Raw genomic sequence first — 17736 nt, forward strand, 5'->3', positions numbered from 1 at the left:
ACTGCCCGGCGCGGACGAACGCGTCGGTTCTCCCGTCGGTCGACCGTCTCGACAGCCGCCCGCTCGTCGATGCACAGATTCCGGTGTCGGCGGCCAATGTCGGCGTCTCCTCCGCACAGTTAGACAGGAACGAACGGACGGTCTCGTGGCGGTATTAAGAGTCCCGAGCGACGACGCCGACCATGCGCTCCTACAAGGCGAAGATGGTCGAGCCCATCTCGCTTCCCTCCCGCGAGAAACGTGAGGCGATTCTGGACGAGGCCGGGTACAACGCGTTCAACATCCCGGCCGAACACGTCTATATCGACCTCCTCACCGACAGCGGCACCGGAACGATGAGCGACGAGCAGTGGGCCGCGCTGTTCCGCGGCGACGAGTCCTACGCCGGGAGCACGAGTTTCGCGAAACTCCGTGACGCTGTCTCCGACGTGATGGGCTTCCCGCACGTTGTCCCGACCCACCAGGGCCGCGGCGCGGAGAACGTCCTCTACGGCTGTCTCGTCGAGGAGGGCGATGTCGTGCTCAACAACGCGCACTTCGACACGACCCGCGCGCACATCGCCAATCAGGGCGCGGACCCCGTCGACTGCCCCGTCGAGGGCGCGAAGGACCCGAGCGTCGACGGCCCGTTCAAAGGCGACTTCTCGGTCGACCGCGCCCGCGACATCGTCGCCGACATCGGCGCGGACGCGATTCCGGTCGTCGTGCTCACCATCACGAACAACTCCACGGCGGGCCAACCTGTCAGCGTCGAGAACACGCGCGAGGTAGCCGACTTCGCGGCCGAAATCGATGCAACGTTCGTCGTCGACGCCTGCCGCTTCGCCGAGAACGCCTACTTCGTCCAGCAGCGCGAAGCCGAGTTCGAGGGACGTTCGATCGCCGATATCGTCCGCGAACAGCTCTCGTACGCCGACGCCGTTACGATGAGCGGCAAGAAGGAAGCGCTCGTCAACATCGGCGGCTTCGCCGCGATGCGCGACCCCGAAATCTTCGAGGCCGCCAAACAGCGCGCCATCCTCTACGAGGGTTTTCCCACGTACGGCGGAATGGCCGGTCGCGACATCGAGGCGATGGCCGTCGGCCTCCGCGAGGCCGTCGAACCGCCGTACGTCGAAGAGCGCGTCCAGCAGGTCCAGGAACTCGGTGAACTGCTCGAAGCCGAGGGCGTCCCGGTGTACAAACCGGTCGGCGGGCACGCCGTCTACGTCGACGCCGGTTCGCTGCTGTCGCACCTGCCGAGCGACCAGTTCCCCGGCCAGGCGCTCGTCTGCGAACTCTACCGCGAGGGCGGCGTCCGCACCGTCGAACTCGGCAGTTTCGCGTTCCCGGGTGCGAACCGACTCGAACTCGTCCGTCTCGCCGTGCCGCGCCGCACCTACTCGCGCGAACATCTCGAACACGTCGCCGAGACGGCGGGCGCAGTCGCCGCGCGCCGCGAGGACGTGACCGGCCTCGAAATCACCGGCGAACCGCCGGTGCCCGAACTGCGACACTTCTCGGCGACGCTCCGTCCCATCACGGAGTAACGTCCTCTAGAGGCCTCCTTCGCTACCGCCCCTCGTACAGTCGCGTTCCGATGCGCTCGGGAAGGCACTCGGCCTCGACGGCGCGGACGACTTCGTCGATGTCGTACGTGACGCGGCGCTCCTCGACGGTCATCGCGTCCAAATCGACGATAGCGTACGCCGCCCGGGAGTCGCCGTCGCGGGGTTGGCCGACGCTTCCGGGGTTCATCACGATTCCCTCGTCGTACACCTCGTGGGATTGCACGTGCGTGTGCCCCATCACGAGTACGTCCTCCTCGTCGAGCAGTTCGGGCATGAACTCGTCGGGGTAGGTGTAGTGGTCGGGGTTGTCGGGGTGGCCGTGGACCAACCGGACGCGCCGGTCGGCGGCGAGTCGCTGCTGCGGCAGACTCGCCAACCAGTCGAGCGCTTCGGCGTCGAGTCGTTCGCGAGCGTACTCGACGCCCGCACGGGCCATCTCGTTGAAGCGGAACGCCGTCCCCTCGGCGACGGCGCGATCGTGGTTCCCTTGAACCGTGGGGACCACCCGTTCGCGGAGTCGTTCGACGCACTCGGCGGGCCACGGGTTGTACCCGACGACGTCACCGGCGCACACGATGCCATCGACGGAGGGCATATCCGACAGAACCGTATCGAGCGCGACCAAATTACCGTGAATATCGGAGAGGACACCCAGCCGCATACACCCGGATACAACACGAGGGCATTAGTGTTCGACGGCCACGTTCACCGCCTCTGATGGGTCGCCGCCGTCTTTGGGCACCACGGTCGCTCGCCTCGACGGGCCGCGGCGCTCAGTCGTTGACGACGGCCGTCTCCACCCTGTCGTCGTCGACAACGATGCCCGCCGCGCAGACGGCGTGCTCGAAGTCGAGGTCGTACGCCTCGCGGGCGGCGTCCTCGGCCGTCGTCGCCGCGAACTCGAACGTCCGTGGACTGTTCTCCTCGTAGGTTGCGACGAGCGTCGGTTCCTCGACGGCCTCGACGAGCACGGCGTCCTTCCGGACGATGCCGATGGTCGCCTCGTCGTCGCCGACGACGCCCGCGATTCGCGGCGTCTCGTAGTCGTCTTTCTCGTAGTCGAGCGCGAGCAGACTCTCGACGAGGGCGTCGCGGGCGGGGTAGCCGAGATCCAGTTTTTCCGTAATCGGGTCGACTTGCGAACCGTTGCCGACGACGATTTGCCCCGTTTCGGCCTCTCGTACGCAGTTGTACGATATGTAGGGATTGTCCGTCTCCGGCGCATCCGACGTGGGTGCGACCGTCAGCGCGTCCTCGCGTTCGACGATCTGTCGATTTGGGAACGACCGCGAGGAGACGCGATACGCGGCGATACCGGGTCCGACGACGATGAAGCGTCCGACGTACATGCACGAAAATGGCTATCTCGCGGTAAAATAGGTGGCGATATATACACGAGTGTATACACTATCGAATACGAAACTCACGTAGTCTCCACGAACAGCCATCCGCCTCCGTCGATATGTGCGAATAAATCAGTTGACCTATGAATTCGTTGAGGCAAGCTCAACCGTCTAAAAGAGACGGCGCACGACAAGCTTCGAGACTTCTCTCACCTGTCTATGACCCACCATTTTCCTCAAATCAGTCCACCAACCCTACCGACGCCAAGAGCGCTCCTACGCCCGTGAGCACGCTCCGTCTGATGTTCATAATCTGCTCTAATCCCGCAAGAGCAGTTGGTGACGGCGCTGACGGGTCGATTCTGAAGAGCAAAAAAGTGCACAGAAATCTCGATCTGTCGTAGCGAGGGTGGACGACAGCCGACGAGTGCTGCGAGAACAGGACATAGAGAGTTGATACAGTCGAACGTAGACGACACCGGTGAGCCGAATCGGTGAGCGCTAGTACCGCATTCGTACAGCCACCACACACGGCCAATTCTTCATAATCGGTTCCAGTCGTGCGGTTTCACCGTTGCTCCTCTCGAAGCGAGGAGATAAAGACGCATAGAGAGATCGAAATTTGGGCAGATTCGGGCTTAGAAAACAGTAACGGGCGTTTCAGCGTGTTTCGTGAGTACAGCCTCACCCCCATCGCTTGTCGTTCATACTCGGTTCGCTTCGGCCCGAAGGAGTCTTCTTGCGGGATTCGAGCCGATTATGAATCGGTGGGTGCCACGTATTCCCCTCAAGCGCGGCTCTTGTGCCTGCTCCGTTACTTTTTGCGAGTATGACTGTCTACGATGTGGTAGCTAAGAGATGAATACATGCGAACCGAGGAATGTGATACGACCCTTGTCAACAAAAATAGAAATATCAATTAAAATAAGTTTATCAGTCTACGAGATGTCCTTTATTGGTCCAAACTATCCGCTTACTCGTCCACAGCTCTTGGTCATCTGTGGGTCGTGTATGGGAATCGGTGGTTTCGTCGGTTACGCGTATGGCTCCGACGTTCTGCGCGATGAATGTAATCCCACGCCGATGGATGTCGCTCCGATCGACTGGCCTGCATCCAACTACGACCCGGCGAACACGCGAACGACGATTTCTGAAAGCGCACCCCACGGCGAGCTCACCGAGTGATGGCGCATCTCCTGGGACTTCGAGATGTCTCGTGTCGTACGATCTCTACACGGGCGACGAACAGTAGACGTATCTAGGATCTGTGCTCGGCCTCCGACCGTCGTTCGTCTCGGGTGGTGATTTCCGCTTCATCCCACGAGACAGAGACGGTGACGGAACCGTGACGAAAGCGCTGGCGACGCACGACGGAACCGAGCGATGGACTGCCGAGGTATCTGACTCCACCCCCACGCCCGGATTCGCGACCGGCCATCTGTTCGTTTCCGAACGACAGGAACTCATCGCCCTCAACGCCCACACCGGCACCAAATGCTGGCGGACGTCTCTGCGTGATTACCCGCGGTCGAAGGCTACGGACTCCGATATCCTCGTCGTGAACGTCGGGACGGACGGACTGCTCATCGCTCTGGACGCCGAAACGGGAGCGCTCCGCTGGGAGAGGATGTGTCGTCGCAGTTCCACCCGGATACGGACAACCTCAACGACGCAATCCGAGGAGGGCCCGTTGCCGGCCGGAGTCACGTATTTATACAGAATAGGCGAGAAAACCCACGACTTCAGTCGTGGGAGGATGTCACCAATACGTTCGGAGGGCGACTGATTGCACTCGACATTGAATCAGGTGACGTAGAGTGGGTAGAGACGCCGACCCCACCCTGTCGAAACAGCCGAGGGGACGTACGCTCCCGCGGAGCTGGAACCGATCGCTGTGACGGACGACACACTACTTGCGCTCGAAAACCACGCGACGGACGACCCGAGTGTTCTTCTCACACTCAACCCGACCACCGGAGACGACGCAGGGATGTTCGAACCAGAGGCCGACCACGTCTCTCTACCCGCAGTCGCCGACAAGACCGCCTTTCTCCCCGTGTCGGACGCGCTCCTGCTATTGGATCTCCTGGATGGTGACGTCGTCGAACGATGCGGTTTCGAGGGGCACTCTCCATCTTTCGCTCTCGCTTCCGGTATCAGTCTCCTCTCGATGTCGAGGGACTCATCGCACTCGAAGCTGCGTCACATCGAATGTGAGAGGTTCCATCAGCCGCTCTCCTCGTTTCTCACAAGCCTGTTTCATCCACGTTCGGTAATCTGGCCGAGAGTACCGTTTCCTCCGACGCGTGATAGTGACTCCCTCATTGTAGGTGGCACTCTCCGAGAGCGTCAACGCCCATTTTATCTGCCCCCACAGGGTGCGGGGCACCTCCTGACGACTGCCCCGCGTGAAATAAATGAAATCAGACCACGACTCGAATCTGAACGCTGAGACGACGGTATCGACCACTACTGAGAACTCGCACTCGATCACCCGAAGTGGACATCCGAGCGCGGTGAGTGCTGCCGAGAAAACAAATACTACGACTAAAGACGCCTGTCTCTCCGCGCTCCGTTCTGCCGCACGCCAACTCGGCCACTCTCCCTCCAAAGCCGACTACGAAGCCCTCGGCCTTACACCTGCATCCGCGACCATCATCCGTACGCTTGACGGCTGGAACGCCGCCAAAGAAAAGGCTGGACTAAAGACGAATTCCTCGACCAGCTCCAGTATTACTCCCCCTCCTGCTGACGTCGACATCGACGATTCTATTCGCGCCAAGTGGGCGAGCCTCTCGGTTGACCAACGCTGGCACTACCGCAATCGCGAGCAGAATGCGACTCGGACTCTCCGCCGACGTGACTACATCCGCGCTTGGGTTCACGAGTATAAAGCCGCCTCCAACGGCTGTGCGCAATGTTCTGAACATCATCCCGCCTGCCTCGACTTCCACCACCTCGATCCCGATACAAAAGAGAAATCTATCAGCAAAATGATTACCTACGGCTACGGAAAAACTCGACTCCGCGAAGAAATCGACAAATGTGAACTCCTCTGTGCAAACTGCCATCGGAAACTTCACTACCGCGATCAGAGTGGCTGCTGGAAACGAAGTGAGAGTGAAAGCAATAGCGACCCTGAGTCTGCACCGAAAGCTGAACGTCCCATACCTGTATCCTCTGACGGCGATTAAGTCTGTATCTCTCCTGAGTTGAGGTTTTCGACTCTACAGCCTCTGTCAGTAACCCCCGACTGAAGTTGTGGGCTTCCTCTTTGCATCTGTGTGAAGGTGTCGATCCACCCGTACGCGACTTCGCAACACTCATATGCATCAGCGCGCAACGAAGGATTGCTGACTGAGTCACCGTCAACTATGGATGGGGGCAAACATGTCAGAAATCAGTCCCATGGGGTAGCGGCCAATCCTGAAGCCTTCTGGGGGCTTCGACCGCGGTTCGAATCCGTGTGGGACTATTTTCCTTACTTTCGCAAATACGTACGCACCGGTCTGCGGATACTTCATACCGGATCGAGCGAATGAGCGTTCCGTGATGGATATCCTCTGTCTTCAACAGACTGAATGGATGTCCAAACTCGTGACCTATTAGTCATCTTCGGGATTCGCACGATCGGCCGATCCGCCATATACCGCAATCAAAACATGTTTATTTATAAACAATTAGGCACATCCCTTATCACCTCTCTTCGTCGTGAGTCAGTCAATGGAAGAGACGACCGGACGAGAGGAAAGCTACTCTTTGGATGTCCTCTTCTCGTGCTTGGCAGACCGTGATCGACGGTGCGTCCTGGGGCTCCTCCACGAGCAGGCTCCCGCCTCCGTATCGCGGAAGGAGCTCGCTGCCGCGATGGCGGCCAGGAAGCAGAGCAAACCGACGGGGGAGGTGGCGAGTGAAGAACTCGAGTGCGTACTGGCTCGCCTCCACCACGTGCATTTACCGAAGTTGGACTCAGCGGGACTGATCACCGCGAATTCCGTCGAAAACGGAGTTGCGTTCACCGACCATCCCGCCTATCAGGATACTTGGTTTCTCGCGGCCATCGACGATGCCGTGTCCGCGGAACCGGCATCGATCGATGCACTCTTTCAATCCCTTGCCGACGCTCGTCGACGGACGATTCTAGACGTACTCAGTCATCAGTATCACCCGATCAAAGTACAAACCCTGGCGCATGATGTGAGCTCGATTCGACGAGATGTGGACCATCAAGGCGACTCAGCTGACGAAGTTGAAAACGTCCTCCTGTCACTTCGGCACACGCATCTGCCGCAGCTAGCTGACGCAGGACTCATCAACTATAATACGGACGAGGGGACGGTCATGTACGAGGGGCATCCCCTCCTGTGCGTTCCATGGATGCACTCCGCGCTCCAACCCGACTTCCGAGAGAGCCTGACTGACACTCCTCCGGACGCCGACATCTGGACTATCGAGGGACGTGAGAACGTCGTCTCATGTGGACAGTCACTCTGTGAAGAGGCGGACGAGGAACTGTTCTTGATGTTTACGACGACCGGACTGCTGGAGTCGGGGTGTTTCAGCCGCATTGAGCAAGCTACCGGCCGGGGGGTAGATGTCTACCTCGGGACGGACGATCCGACTGTACGCGAGTTCGTTCAGGAACACGCTCCGAAGGTCACCCTCTGGAAGCCACAGACGAACTGGCTTGATCTTCCGGTCGAAGCGAGCAACGTCGGACGCTTGGTTTTCGCGGATCGTGAGGCCATCATGATCGGCACGCTCGGGGAGAAATCTAGCGCGGGGATCCACCGAGAACGAGCCATCTTCGGCGAGGGTGCTAACAACACGCTCGTCGTTTTGCTCCGGCAGCTATTGCACTCCCAACTCGATCAGTTCGGCGACCAGGTCGAGGAGATGGAGGACCAACTCTCGTTCTAACTAAATGTCAGAAAATACGAATTTACTCAACGGTAGCTTGGAACCGGTCCACGAACAGTCCTACGACGTATCCCCGAGTGTAGCGGTTATCACCGCAGTTGCCGAGGCGACGAACCGATCTGCCACAGAGATGCCACCGCTTGCAGAGTGGTTCGATCCCGACGCGTTGGATTCGCTCATCGTCAGCGCTCACGACGATGCATCTGTCCCGACAGTCACCTTCGAATACATCGGATGGCAGGTCGCTGTCACTCCAAATTACCTACAGATCGCGCCCCAGAACGACGGCTGACGCGTCGACACCTTGAGGTAACGTCTTTACTGTAACTCAGTCTCCGATCGGGACTCTCCCCGCTTAGGGGACGAGGACTCCGCCCGCAAGTAAGCTGCGGGCTTTCTCTTCGCATTTCCGTGCCATGTGGTGTTCGAGTCGGTGTGTCGACCTCGGCGTCCGTTTGAAGCCCCGTAACCGAGATGCCGCTTCTCCTCGTCTCACAGTCGGCTCTCACTCCGTCTGCGGATTGACGCTCCCGGTCTTCGCGTACACCCCGCCCAGAAGCACGAACCCCGCGAGCAACGGAATCACCGCGCAAGCCGCATAAACCGGCTCGAAACCCACTGTTTCGACCAGCGGTAGCGACACCATCGGCCCGATGCCACCTCCGAGGTCGCCGAGGACGTTGTTCGTTCCCGTCGCACGACCCATCCGGTCAGTCGGCGTCAGATCGGCCAGTAACGCCATGAGCGGGCCGCTGGTGCCGCCCTGTCCCGCACCGATGCAGACACAGGAGACGACGAGCGTCGGCAGCGAGGAGGCTTGCGAGAGGAGGATGAAGCCGACGAATGAGACGACGAGGAAGACTAAGAGTATCGGCACGCGAGCGCCGTAGTCGTCGCTGACCTTCCCTCCCGCGAGCATGAATATCGAGGCGGAGACAACGGTCACGGCCATCAGCGCGCCCGAAATCCCCTGCGGACCGTAGCCGAGGAGTCCGATTTCGTTCACCTCGATGAACAACACGAGCGTCGCGAACAGCGCCCCGAGATAGGCGAAGAAGAGGCCGAAGTTGACGAAACCGACGGTGAGTGCGGGCGTACTCGTGTCGATCTCCCAGGGCGCGCTCGTCGACGGTTCGGCCGACACGTGCGTCTCCGGAACCTGCCGGTAGGCGATGACGCCGGCGAACAGCGCGAACGCCGCCGCGACGACGAACGCCGCCTCGACGCCGTAGGCCTCGCTCACGATTCCGCCGAGGATGAGGCCGGCGGGAAACCCGAGCGTGATGCCGCCGCGGACGACGCCCATGTTCGTCCCGCGAGAACTGCCGTCGCTGACATCGGCGGCGATGGTGTACGCCGTGGCGAAGACGGCGGCGCTGCCGAGTCCCCAGAGGACGCGTGCGAGGAGGAACCACAGTTCGGGAACCGACGACTCGACGGCGACGACGTAGCCGAGCGTCGCGAACCCCTCGACGAACAACCCGGCGACGAACGGCTTTCGGGTGCCGATACGGTCGACGAGCGCCCCTGCCGGGGCGTTGGCGACGATGCGGGCGAAGCGGTTGGCGCTCAAAATGAGGCCGACGAGAAACGGCGAGATGCCGAGAACGGCCCCCAGATTCGGAAGAATCGGAAAGATGACGCCGCCACCGAAGCCGACGAAGAACGTGCTGGCAATGACCGCGAGAACGACAGTCTGCGGACGTTTCACCGCGGACGTCGACCTCCGAGCGAAGACGGATTCGTCGAGTACATGGCTGACTGTCCGGTCAGTACTTCGGCGACGGAAATACGACTGTCGCTTCTCGCGTCGGTTTCCGGTAGTTCGTCGACGGTGCATTCGAGAGCGGATTCTCGCGTGGACTGTACCGGACGGTTTGTTTCTCTTTTGTGCGGTCGACCCGACGTAGTCTATCGGTCTCCAGTCGAAACGAAGGGGTTGTTCGAAACCGAAATCCTTTACAATCGCTTCCGCACCGAATGTGCAGAAACCGCGTTTTCGACGCCGCTCGGGGAAGTGGTTACAGTCGCGTAGTGGACGAGTCGGTCGGGCCTACTCGACGACGACTGCTCCCTTCATTCCCATACCTCGGTGCGGTGTGCAGTAGTAGGGGTAGACGCCGGTCTCGTCGAACGTCCGAGCGAACGTCGTTCCCGCTCTGTCGGTGAGCGGAGCCCGAAACGCACCCTCCAGCGCGACTACGTTGTGGGCGCCTCCCTCGCCCGACCACTCCCATGTGACCGTGGTACCGGGAGAGACCGCGATTGCGGCGGGGTCGAACGAGAAGTACCCGAGCGAGTCTTTCGCCCCGACCGTGACCGTGACCGCGTGCCGACCGCGTAGGTCGTACGTTCCGCGGTAGGCGTCCGCGTTGTCGAACCAGCCGTCGTAGTTCGGCTCCGTCGGCAGCAACCGGGCGGTTTCGGCGTCGGTTTCGGCGTCGGCGTCGGCGCTCCCGCATCCCGCGAGGCCTGTCGTCCCGACGACCGCGAGTGCAGCGGTCGCCCGGAGGTAGCTTCGGCGAGTCAACTCCATGGTTTCTCTCACCTCCCCGTCGCGCCCCTCGCGACGGAATCGGTCGTGGTGACGGCGTCGTAGACGCGTTTCGCGTGTCGCTCGGCCACGAACAGGTAGACGAGTGCCGCGATGAGCGCGACCTGTACCGTCTTGTCCGCGACGCCGAGTGCGAACTCGGGCATCCCCTGCAGGAGCCAGACGGCGATCTGCGAGGCGGTGAACGGAACGCCCACCACTTAGAGGATGCGACGGTTCACCCCGGTCACGAGCAACGCGACGGCACCGAGGAAACCGAGACCGGCCAACAGGAACGGGACGAACCCCTGAACCCAGTAGAGGTAGAGGTGGACGAATCCGGTCGTCGCCGCGAGTCCGACCGCAGTCCAGTGTAGTCGGGTCAGCGGTTCGTCGCGAGAGGCGAGTGCGATACGAGCGATGGAACGAGTGTGTGTCTCCATGCTTCACTAAAGGGCGGCGACGATCATAATCTATTTCGTTGACAATTTTTCTAGCGGTGAACGGCATTTACTTCGTGAAACATTCAGTCTCCTGTCCGACCGGTCGCCGTCCGTGAGTGTCGGCGGCACTCGGCGTTCGTCGACGCCAGACGGCGATCAACTGTCGAGACGCCGCAGAGAGGTTCATGCTCTCGTCTGACGTAGTACTGACAGACATACGTGTGGACGGGACGACACAGATCGAACTCGCCTCTCGTCACCACCGATCTACTCCGTCAATGCCGATACCAACACCGCTCGATGATATCGAGTTTCTAGCTAGTTCGCCCAACCGAGTCGCCGTACTGCGAGCGTTGGCCGCCGACCCATCCACTCGCGTCCGACTGCACGAGTCGACGGGGATTTCCCAACCGACGCTCGGCCGCGTGCTCGACGGCTTCGAGCGCCGCGGCTGGATTGCCAAATCCGGTCGACAGTACGAGATTACGCGACTCGGAGCGCTCCTCGCGGACGAGTTCACGCATCTCTTGGAGACCGTCGAGACGATACAGCAACTCGCCACCTTCGAACCGCGACTGCCGACCGAACTCATGGCGTTCGACTTCCGACTGTTCGCCGACGCGACGATAACTGTCCCTCACTCTCCGGACGTGTTCGCCCACGTTCGCCGCGTCGAGGAACTCACCAATAGTGCGAGCGAGGTCAACTACGTGACCCAAAACGTGTATCTCGACTCGATTCCCGAACAGCGCAGACTCATCCTGGAACACGACCAACGACAGGAGATAATCGTCTCCGAAGCGGCCTTCGCGGTCCTCCTTCAGAACCCGGCCGTAGCCGACATCGTGCGGGACCTCCTCGACAGCGAGAACATGACGCTGTATCTGCACCGAGGCGCGTTGCCCGTCGCAATCGGACTCATCGACGACGTGGCGACGATTCTCCCCTACGACGAGCAGGATTTCCCGTGTGCACTCATCGAGACGGAGAACGAGACGATTCGCGACTGGGTCTCGGAGACCATCGACGACTATCGCACCCACTCCGAGTTAGTCACTCCGGAGAATTTCCCGGATTCGACGCCGTGAGGGGGTGAGCATCCTCTCCCAGTTTTTCGACGTCACGACGTGACGCTCACTTCTCGACGTCGAGCAGCGCGACCCGTTCTCGGACCGTCTCCGAGAGGGTTCCGTCGGTCGCCGCCAACTCCCGCTCCGTGATACCGAAGAACTCGAAGAGATGCTTCCTGTCGTACTCTCCGAGCGTCGCTGTGTCGTCGAGGTTCAGGTCTTCGGCGACCGCTTCGGCGGCCACGGATTCCGCGCCGCCGTCGACGAGGACGACGAGCGAAACCTGACCCTCGTCCAGACCCATCTCGAACGCCTGGTCGATCTGGCGTCGTCCGGCGGCGTACAGTAGAATCTCGACGGCCCGGTCGTGGGCGACGTTCTCGCCGCGGGCGATGGCACGGTCGGCGAGTTCGACCGCGCGGTCGAGATGCGCTCGGTCGACGACGTAGCGGGCGTCGAACGCCTGGATGGTCGTCTCGTACTCCGCTGCGACATCGCCGAGCGTAGCGACGACGGCGTCGACATCCTCGACGTCGGCGACGCCCTCGACGAGTCTCATCCGAAATCACCGAGGCTCGACTGGTCGTCGTTGCCGTCGCCTCCCCTACTCGCGCCACCCGATACCGAGGCGGTTCCGCCCGCGGGGGTGAACTCGGTGGGTGCGGCCGACTCGTCGGCCTCAACGTCGTCCATCGAGGGGTCGCGTCGGCCGACGTTTTCGAGCACGGTCTCGGCGGTCTTCCGTCGCCCGCGCAGCGCCGCGAGGACGACGGACTTGTCCACCTCGCGGAGGTCGGCGCGACTCTCGACGCCCGCCTCGTACAGCCGGCGGGCGCGCTTTCGGCCGATGCCGCGGACGCCCGCCAGGTCGAGCAGTTCCTCGCGGACGCCGTACTCGATGCGCTTTTTCGTCTCGCGGATGGCGACGTTCGAGCCCAAATCGAGTTCACCCGCGAGCTGTTCGGCCGCACCCAACAGCCACTCTGCGGTATCGACCTTTCCACGAATATCGCCGGGTCCGACGCCGTAGCGCTCGGTGATGCGGTCCTCGTCGACCTCCATCGACCAGTCCTCCAGCAGTTTCGCCGTCTTCAGCGCCGACAGCCAGTCCTCGAAGGCGACGTCGTCGTACTCGGAGGGGACGTTCCCGAGGAACTCGCCCTCGCGCTCGTAGCAGAGTTCCGTGTACGTCGAGCGATCGCCGGATTTGAGGTAGAGCTGGTACATGTCCGGCGTGCGCGAGACGAGGTGATAGAGGCCGAGCGCCGTCGGCTTCGGGGCGTCGCCCGTCGATTCCGGTTCTGGTTCGTCGCGCCGCAGGTCGCTCGCGGAGACGAAGCCGGATTCGTCGCCCGTCTCCTTCGGTTTCGTCTCCGCTGCGCTCCCGCCTTTGCGCTCCCACTCCCGCAGGCCGTCGATGATCTCGGCAGCGCTCATCGGGTCGAGGTAGAGCCGCGAGACAGTGTGGCCGATACCGGTCGCCCGCAACGTGTCGCCGTCGCGTTCGACGAACTCGTTGACCTCCAAGTAGCGGAGTACGGAGTCGGTCACCTGTTTCAACCGCCCTTCGTCGTCGGTCTGCGTCGCGTACAGCGTCCGGTCGAGGAATTCGAGCAGACCCTCTCGGCTGTTGGCGAAGCCCGAAGCGATGGTCGCGAGGACGTGCGTCCGTAGCGCGGGTTCGGCGGCGAGTTTCGAGCGGACCGGTTCGGGGTCGGCCCACAGATAGCGCTCGAACAGTTCGTCCATCTCGTCGGTGTTCTTCGCAAGGAGGACGGCCTCGCCGTAGGGGTCGCGGCCGGGTCGGCCGGCGCGGCCCATCATCTGGTGGACTTCGAGGACGTTCAGCGGTTTCATCCCGCCGAACTCGCCGTCGTAGCGTCGCCAGTCGCGGACGACGACGCGGCGACTCGGCGTGTTGACGCCCGCGGCGAGCGTCGGCGTCGCACTCACGACCTTGATGAGGCGGTCGCGGAACGCGGACTCGACGATGGAGCGGTGGTCGGGCGCGAGTCCCGCATGATGAAACGCCGCGCCTTTGGCGACGGTTCGCGCCAGATCCGCGCTCGTCTCGGTGTCGGAGACGTCTCGAATCTCGGCGGCGAGGTCGGCGAGGTGGTCGCGCTCTTCGGGGGTGAGTGCCGCGTCGGAGACGTCGGCGAGGCGCTTCGCCGCGGCTTCGGCGTTTCGTCGGGAGTTGACGAACACGAGCGAAGACCCGCCCTCTTCCAAGGTATCGGCGACGAGCGCGGCGGTCTGTTTCTCGCCGCGCTCGACGCTGACTTCGCGCTGACTCCCGTCGTCGAAGTTGATGGCGTTGCCGTAGTGGACGCCCGTCTTCAGGTCGATGGGTCGCCAGTCCGAGCGGACGAGGCTCGCGTCGAGCCAGTCGGCGACCTCCTCGGCGTTACCGACGGTCGCCGAGAGCGCGACAACCTGCAGGCCCGGGTTGATTTTCCGTAACTTCGCGAGCGTCACTTCGAGCGTCGGCCCCCGGTGGCGGTCGTCGACGAGGTGGACTTCGTCGGCGACGACGCAGGTGAGCTCCGATATCCACGAGGCGTTGTTGCGGACGAGCGAGTCGACTTTCTCGCTCGTGGCGACGATGATGTCGCGAGTCGCGAGCCACTCGCTCGTCGAGTCGTAGTTGCCCGTCGAGACGCCGATGTCGACGCCGAACTGCTCGAATCGCTCGAACTCGGCCTTCTTCTCGGAGGCGAGTGCCCGAAGCGGGACGATGTAGAGGGCTTTTCCTCCCCGTTGGACGCTCGACAGCATCGCGAGTTCGGCGATGAGCGTCTTCCCCGAGGCGGTGGGGATGGAGGCGACGAGACTCTCGCCGTCGGTGACGCCCGCCTCGACGGCTTCGGCCTGCGGCGGGTACAGTTCCTCGACGCCCTCCTCGTCGAAGAACTCGGGAACGCCCGTCGGCAGACCGTTCAGGTCCGCTGTCTTCATTGGACGGAGTTGGCGCGTCCTCCGGTTTAAACTGTCGGGAGCGAGGCGAAAGCGGAGGCCAACGTTGGTCTTCGGGCGTGGCCGCGTCGTCATTCCTATGTAACCTACTGCCGAACTCCCGGTATGCGAATCGAGTTCGACCGCGACACCTGTATCGGGATGTACCAGTGCGTCGACGAGTGGGAGGCGTTCGAGAAGAACATGGACGAGGGGAAGGCGGACCTCGAAGGGAGCGAGGAGGTCGACGACCAACTGTTCGTCCGTGAGGTGCCCGAAGACGCCGAGTTCGACGCGGAGTTCGCCGCCCGCGTCTGCCCCGTCGACGCCATCGTACTGTACGACGACGACGGCGAGCAGGTAGTTCCGTAGGCCGCTTTCGCCCGTCTATCGGTCATCTTCGACGTCCGCTCTACTTTCACCACGGTTCACGAACCCTTATCCGAGAGAACGACGAAACCGACTCGATGGCCGCCACCGACGAGGTCGCCTACGTCGAACACCCGCTTCTCGCCCCCAGTTTCATCGAGCGCCGCCTCTACCAGATACAACTCGCCGGAACCGCCCGAGACGGCCACACGCTCGTCTGTCTCCCCACCGGTCTGGGAAAGACCACCGTCAGCCTCCTCGTCACGGCCGAACGCCTTTCGGAGGTCGGCGGCAAATCACTCCTCCTCGCACCGACGAAACCGCTCGTCCAGCAGCACGCCGACTTCTACCGCGAAGCCCTCTCGATACCGGACGACGACATCGTCGTCTTCACCGGCGACGTTCGCCCGGACGACCGGGCGGCGCTGTGGAACGATGCCCAAATCGTCATCGCAACGCCACAAGTCGTCGAGAACGACCTCGTCGGCGGCAGAGTGAGCCTCGAACACGTTACCCACCTCACGTTCGACGAGTGTCACCGCGGCACCGGTGACTACGCCTACGTCTACATCGCCGAGCGCTATCACCAGGACGCCGGAAACGCGCTCGTCACCGGGATGAGCGCGTCGCCCGGCGGCGACAAGGAGGATATCCTCACCGTCTGCGAGAACCTCGGTCTCGTCGACGTGACGGTGATGACCGAGGACGACGCCGACGTGGCCGAGTACACCTACGACACCGAGGTGGAGTGGGAGCGAATCGGCCTCCCCGAGGAGATTCTGACGATTCGCAACGCGCTCAACGAGGTCATCAAAGACCGACTGAGCAAGTTAAAATCGCTCGGCGTGACGCGGGCGACGAGTCCCGACATCTCCCAGAAGCAACTGAACGGCATCCGCGCCGAGTTGCAGAAGATGATCAACGCCGACGACGGCGACGGCTACAAGGGAATGTCCGTCCACGCGGAGGTGATGAAACTCCGGCGGGCGGTCGAACTCGTCGAAACGCAGAGCGTCGAATCCGTCCGTCGGTACTTCGAGCGCCAGCGCAACGCCGCCCGCTCGTCGGGGGCGTCGAAAGCGAGTCAGCGACTCGTTGCTGAACCGAAAGTGCGAGAGGCGATGCGTCTGGCGGAGTCGTTCGACGAACTCCACCCCAAGTTCTCGAAGACGCGCATCCTCCTCGCCGAGACGCTCGGTCTCGGCGGCGGCGAGCGCGTCATCGTCTTCACCGAGTCCCGTGACACCGCCGAAGCGCTCACCGAATTTCTTTCACAGAGTTTCGACGCCCGGCGGTTCGTCGGGCAGGGCGACAAAGAGGGGTCGGACGGGATGACCCAGAAGCAACAGCAGGAGACGCTCGACGCGTTTCGGGCTGGTGAGTTCGAGGTGCTCGTCTCCACCTCCGTCGCCGAGGAGGGCCTCGACGTGCCGGAGGTCGACCTCGTGCTCTTCTACGAACCCGTGCCGACGGCGATTCGCTCCATCCAGCGGAAGGGTCGGACCGGACGGCAGACCGAGGGTCGCGTCATCGTCCTCATGGCCGAAGACACGCGCGACGAGGCGTACTTCTGGATCTCGCGGCGCAAGGAGAGCCAGATGGAGGACGAGTTGAAGAAGTTGAAGGGCGTCGCCGACGAAGTCGAAGACGAACTCGACGACTCTCAGCAGAGCCTCGACGCCTTCGAAGGGAGCGCGGGCGGAGAAAGCGGACCGAGCGTCCGCGAGAAACGGATGCAACCCGGACTGACGGATTTCTCCGAGTCGGAGACGAACGACGATGCCGACACAGTCGACAGCGAAGAAGGCCCCGCCACCGACGCCGACAGCGAGGACGGCGTCGTCGCTGCTGTCGGCGGCCGCGACGACGAGGAACTCGTCGAAATCGTCGCCGACCAGCGCGAACTCGACTCGACCATCGCTCGCGACCTCTCGACGCGCGAGGGAGTCCGGACCCGACTCGAAACGCTCGCCGTCGGCGACTACGTGCTCTCGGATCGCGTTGCCGTCGAACGGAAATCCGTCTCGGACTTTCTCGACACGCTCACCGGCGGCGACCGCTCGCTGTTTGAGCAGGTCGCCGACATGTCGAGACACTACTCGCGGCCCATCGTCGTCATCGAGGGCGACCGACTGTACGAGGAACGAAACGTCCACCCGAACGCGATTCGCGGTGCGCTCTCCAGTCTCGCCGTCGACTTCGGCGTGAGCGTGCTCCGGACGGAAGACGAGAAGGACACCGCCGACCTGCTGGAGGTCATCGCGACGCGCGAGCAGGCGAGCGCCGAGCGGTCGGTCAACGTCCACGGCGAGAAGAGCGCGAAGACGCTCGACGAGCAGCAGGAGTACGTCGTCAGTTCCATCGCCGACATCGGTCCGGTCTCCGCGCGGGCGCTGTTGGAGCACTTCGGCTCCGTCGAGGCCGTGATGACCGCGTCGAAGGACGACCTGCTCGAGGTCCACGGCGTCGGCGAAGTGACCGCCGACCGCATCCGCGAGGTTGTCGGCAGTACGTATTAGGAGAACGTAAACTCGACCAGTCCGGGCGCACGAC

The 17736-nt window shown here is 62.3% G+C and carries 16 protein-coding genes and 1 tRNA gene; 9 read left to right on the forward strand and 8 right to left on the reverse strand.

The features are described from left to right. The first annotated feature begins 182 nt into the window (after positions 1–182). A complete protein-coding gene (locus LAQ74_RS15115) occupies positions 183–1529 on the forward strand; it encodes a tryptophanase (RefSeq protein ID WP_224333354.1) in 1347 nt (448 codons plus the stop codon). A 22-nt stretch (positions 1530–1551) separates the two neighbouring features. On the opposite strand, the gene LAQ74_RS15120 is transcribed toward LAQ74_RS15115, so the two are convergent. Both LAQ74_RS15120 and LAQ74_RS15125 read right to left on the reverse strand, forming a co-directional pair. After that, the gene (locus tag LAQ74_RS15120) at positions 1552–2211 is read right to left on the reverse strand and encodes a metallophosphoesterase family protein (protein WP_224333355.1); all 660 of its coding nucleotides are present in this window, start codon (positions 2209–2211) and stop codon (positions 1552–1554) included. 112 nt (positions 2212–2323) lie between these two features. Further along, complete coding sequence (locus LAQ74_RS15125) at positions 2324–2899, reverse strand: IMP cyclohydrolase (RefSeq protein ID WP_224333356.1); 576 nt, start codon at positions 2897–2899, stop codon at positions 2324–2326. 1339 nt (positions 2900–4238) lie between these two features. Between LAQ74_RS15125 and LAQ74_RS15130 the strand changes: the two genes are divergently transcribed. The 5 genes from LAQ74_RS15130 (at position 4239) to LAQ74_RS15150 (ending at position 8105) form a co-directional block, all read left to right on the forward strand. Then, positions 4239–4679, forward strand: coding sequence for an outer membrane protein assembly factor BamB family protein (locus LAQ74_RS15130; protein ID WP_224333357.1), 441 nt, complete (start codon positions 4239–4241; stop codon positions 4677–4679). A 631-nt stretch (positions 4680–5310) separates the two neighbouring features. Continuing rightward, on the forward strand, positions 5311–6087 hold the full coding sequence (locus tag LAQ74_RS15135) for a homing endonuclease associated repeat-containing protein (protein WP_224333358.1): 777 nt from the start codon (positions 5311–5313) through the stop codon (positions 6085–6087). Between the two features lie 208 nt (positions 6088–6295). Then, positions 6296–6368: transfer RNA gene (locus tag LAQ74_RS15140), tRNA-Gln, on the forward strand. 248 nt (positions 6369–6616) lie between these two features. Continuing rightward, positions 6617–7813 (forward strand): DUF7344 domain-containing protein, encoded by a 1197-nt coding sequence (locus LAQ74_RS15145; protein WP_224333359.1) that lies wholly within the window; start codon positions 6617–6619, stop codon positions 7811–7813. A gap of 4 nt (positions 7814–7817) precedes the next feature. Next, positions 7818–8105, forward strand: a complete 288-nt coding sequence (locus LAQ74_RS15150; protein ID WP_224333360.1) for a HalOD1 output domain-containing protein — start codon at positions 7818–7820, stop codon at positions 8103–8105. A 213-nt stretch (positions 8106–8318) separates the two neighbouring features. Here the strand turns inward: LAQ74_RS15150 and LAQ74_RS15155 are convergent, their stop codons facing one another. The 4 genes from LAQ74_RS15155 to LAQ74_RS15170 all read right to left on the reverse strand — a co-directional run bounded on the left by LAQ74_RS15155 (position 8319) and on the right by LAQ74_RS15170 (position 10789). Then, positions 8319–9653, reverse strand: coding sequence for an MFS transporter (locus tag LAQ74_RS15155; RefSeq protein WP_484494574.1), 1335 nt, complete (start codon positions 9651–9653; stop codon positions 8319–8321). A 213-nt stretch (positions 9654–9866) separates the two neighbouring features. Continuing rightward, positions 9867–10349 carry a halocyanin domain-containing protein gene (locus LAQ74_RS15160; protein WP_224333362.1) on the reverse strand — a complete coding sequence of 161 codons (483 nt, stop codon included), beginning with the start codon at positions 10347–10349 and terminating at the stop codon, positions 9867–9869. 8 nt (positions 10350–10357) lie between these two features. Then, positions 10358–10567 (reverse strand): hypothetical protein, encoded by a 210-nt coding sequence (locus LAQ74_RS15165; RefSeq protein WP_224333363.1) that lies wholly within the window; start codon positions 10565–10567, stop codon positions 10358–10360. Then, positions 10568–10789: a hypothetical protein gene (locus LAQ74_RS15170; protein ID WP_224333364.1), complete on the reverse strand. Its 222-nt coding sequence runs from the start codon at positions 10787–10789 to the stop codon at positions 10568–10570. It abuts the gene before it with no gap. A 278-nt stretch (positions 10790–11067) separates the two neighbouring features. Between LAQ74_RS15170 and LAQ74_RS15175 the strand changes: the two genes are divergently transcribed. After that, the gene (locus tag LAQ74_RS15175) at positions 11068–11877 is read left to right on the forward strand and encodes a helix-turn-helix transcriptional regulator (RefSeq protein WP_224333365.1); all 810 of its coding nucleotides are present in this window, start codon (positions 11068–11070) and stop codon (positions 11875–11877) included. 46 nt (positions 11878–11923) lie between these two features. On the opposite strand, the gene cgi121 is transcribed toward LAQ74_RS15175, so the two are convergent. Next, the gene (gene cgi121 / locus LAQ74_RS15180; protein ID WP_224333366.1) at positions 11924–12418 is read right to left on the reverse strand and encodes a KEOPS complex subunit Cgi121; all 495 of its coding nucleotides are present in this window, start codon (positions 12416–12418) and stop codon (positions 11924–11926) included. After that, a complete protein-coding gene (locus LAQ74_RS15185) occupies positions 12415–14817 on the reverse strand; it encodes an ATP-dependent DNA helicase (RefSeq protein WP_224333367.1) in 2403 nt (800 codons plus the stop codon). The genes cgi121 and LAQ74_RS15185 overlap by 4 nt, the downstream gene beginning before the upstream one ends. 123 nt (positions 14818–14940) lie before the next feature. Between LAQ74_RS15185 and LAQ74_RS15190 the strand changes: the two genes are divergently transcribed. Together LAQ74_RS15190 and LAQ74_RS15195 are read left to right on the forward strand one after the other, a co-directional pair. Further along, on the forward strand, positions 14941–15186 hold the full coding sequence (locus tag LAQ74_RS15190) for a ferredoxin (protein ID WP_224333368.1): 246 nt from the start codon (positions 14941–14943) through the stop codon (positions 15184–15186). Positions 15187–15281: 95 nt separating this feature from the next. Beyond that, positions 15282–17702, forward strand: a complete 2421-nt coding sequence (locus LAQ74_RS15195) for a DEAD/DEAH box helicase (protein WP_224333369.1) — start codon at positions 15282–15284, stop codon at positions 17700–17702. The last annotated feature ends 34 nt before the right edge of the window (positions 17703–17736 follow it).

It is taken from the genome of Haloprofundus halobius (genome assembly GCF_020097835.1).
Classification (GTDB): Archaea; Halobacteriota; Halobacteria; order Halobacteriales; family Haloferacaceae; genus Haloprofundus; species Haloprofundus halobius.

What these genes read in the sequence shown, in the direction of transcription:
- LAQ74_RS15175 (WP_224333365.1), top strand. Translation starts at nt 11,068, where the DNA reads ATGCCGATACCAACACCGCTCGATGATATCGAGTTTCTAGCTAGTTCG.
- LAQ74_RS15185 (WP_224333367.1), bottom strand. Translation starts at nt 14,817, where the DNA reads ATGAAGACAGCGGACCTGAACGGTCTGCCGACGGGCGTTCCCGAGTTC.
- LAQ74_RS15115 (WP_224333354.1), top strand. Translation starts at nt 183, where the DNA reads ATGCGCTCCTACAAGGCGAAGATGGTCGAGCCCATCTCGCTTCCCTCC.
- LAQ74_RS15145 (WP_224333359.1), top strand. Translation starts at nt 6,617, where the DNA reads ATGGAAGAGACGACCGGACGAGAGGAAAGCTACTCTTTGGATGTCCTC.
- LAQ74_RS15135 (WP_224333358.1), top strand. Translation starts at nt 5,311, where the DNA reads ATGAAATCAGACCACGACTCGAATCTGAACGCTGAGACGACGGTATCG.
- cgi121 (WP_224333366.1), bottom strand. Translation starts at nt 12,418, where the DNA reads ATGAGACTCGTCGAGGGCGTCGCCGACGTCGAGGATGTCGACGCCGTC.
- LAQ74_RS15160 (WP_224333362.1), bottom strand. Translation starts at nt 10,349, where the DNA reads ATGGAGTTGACTCGCCGAAGCTACCTCCGGGCGACCGCTGCACTCGCG.
- LAQ74_RS15125 (WP_224333356.1), bottom strand. Translation starts at nt 2,899, where the DNA reads ATGTACGTCGGACGCTTCATCGTCGTCGGACCCGGTATCGCCGCGTAT.
- LAQ74_RS15155 (WP_484494574.1), bottom strand. Translation starts at nt 9,653, where the DNA reads ATGCACCGTCGACGAACTACCGGAAACCGACGCGAGAAGCGACAGTCG.
- LAQ74_RS15150 (WP_224333360.1), top strand. Translation starts at nt 7,818, where the DNA reads ATGTCAGAAAATACGAATTTACTCAACGGTAGCTTGGAACCGGTCCAC.
- LAQ74_RS15170 (WP_224333364.1), bottom strand. Translation starts at nt 10,789, where the DNA reads ATGGAGACACACACTCGTTCCATCGCTCGTATCGCACTCGCCTCTCGC.
- LAQ74_RS15190 (WP_224333368.1), top strand. Translation starts at nt 14,941, where the DNA reads ATGCGAATCGAGTTCGACCGCGACACCTGTATCGGGATGTACCAGTGC.
- LAQ74_RS15195 (WP_224333369.1), top strand. Translation starts at nt 15,282, where the DNA reads ATGGCCGCCACCGACGAGGTCGCCTACGTCGAACACCCGCTTCTCGCC.
- LAQ74_RS15120 (WP_224333355.1), bottom strand. Translation starts at nt 2,211, where the DNA reads ATGCGGCTGGGTGTCCTCTCCGATATTCACGGTAATTTGGTCGCGCTC.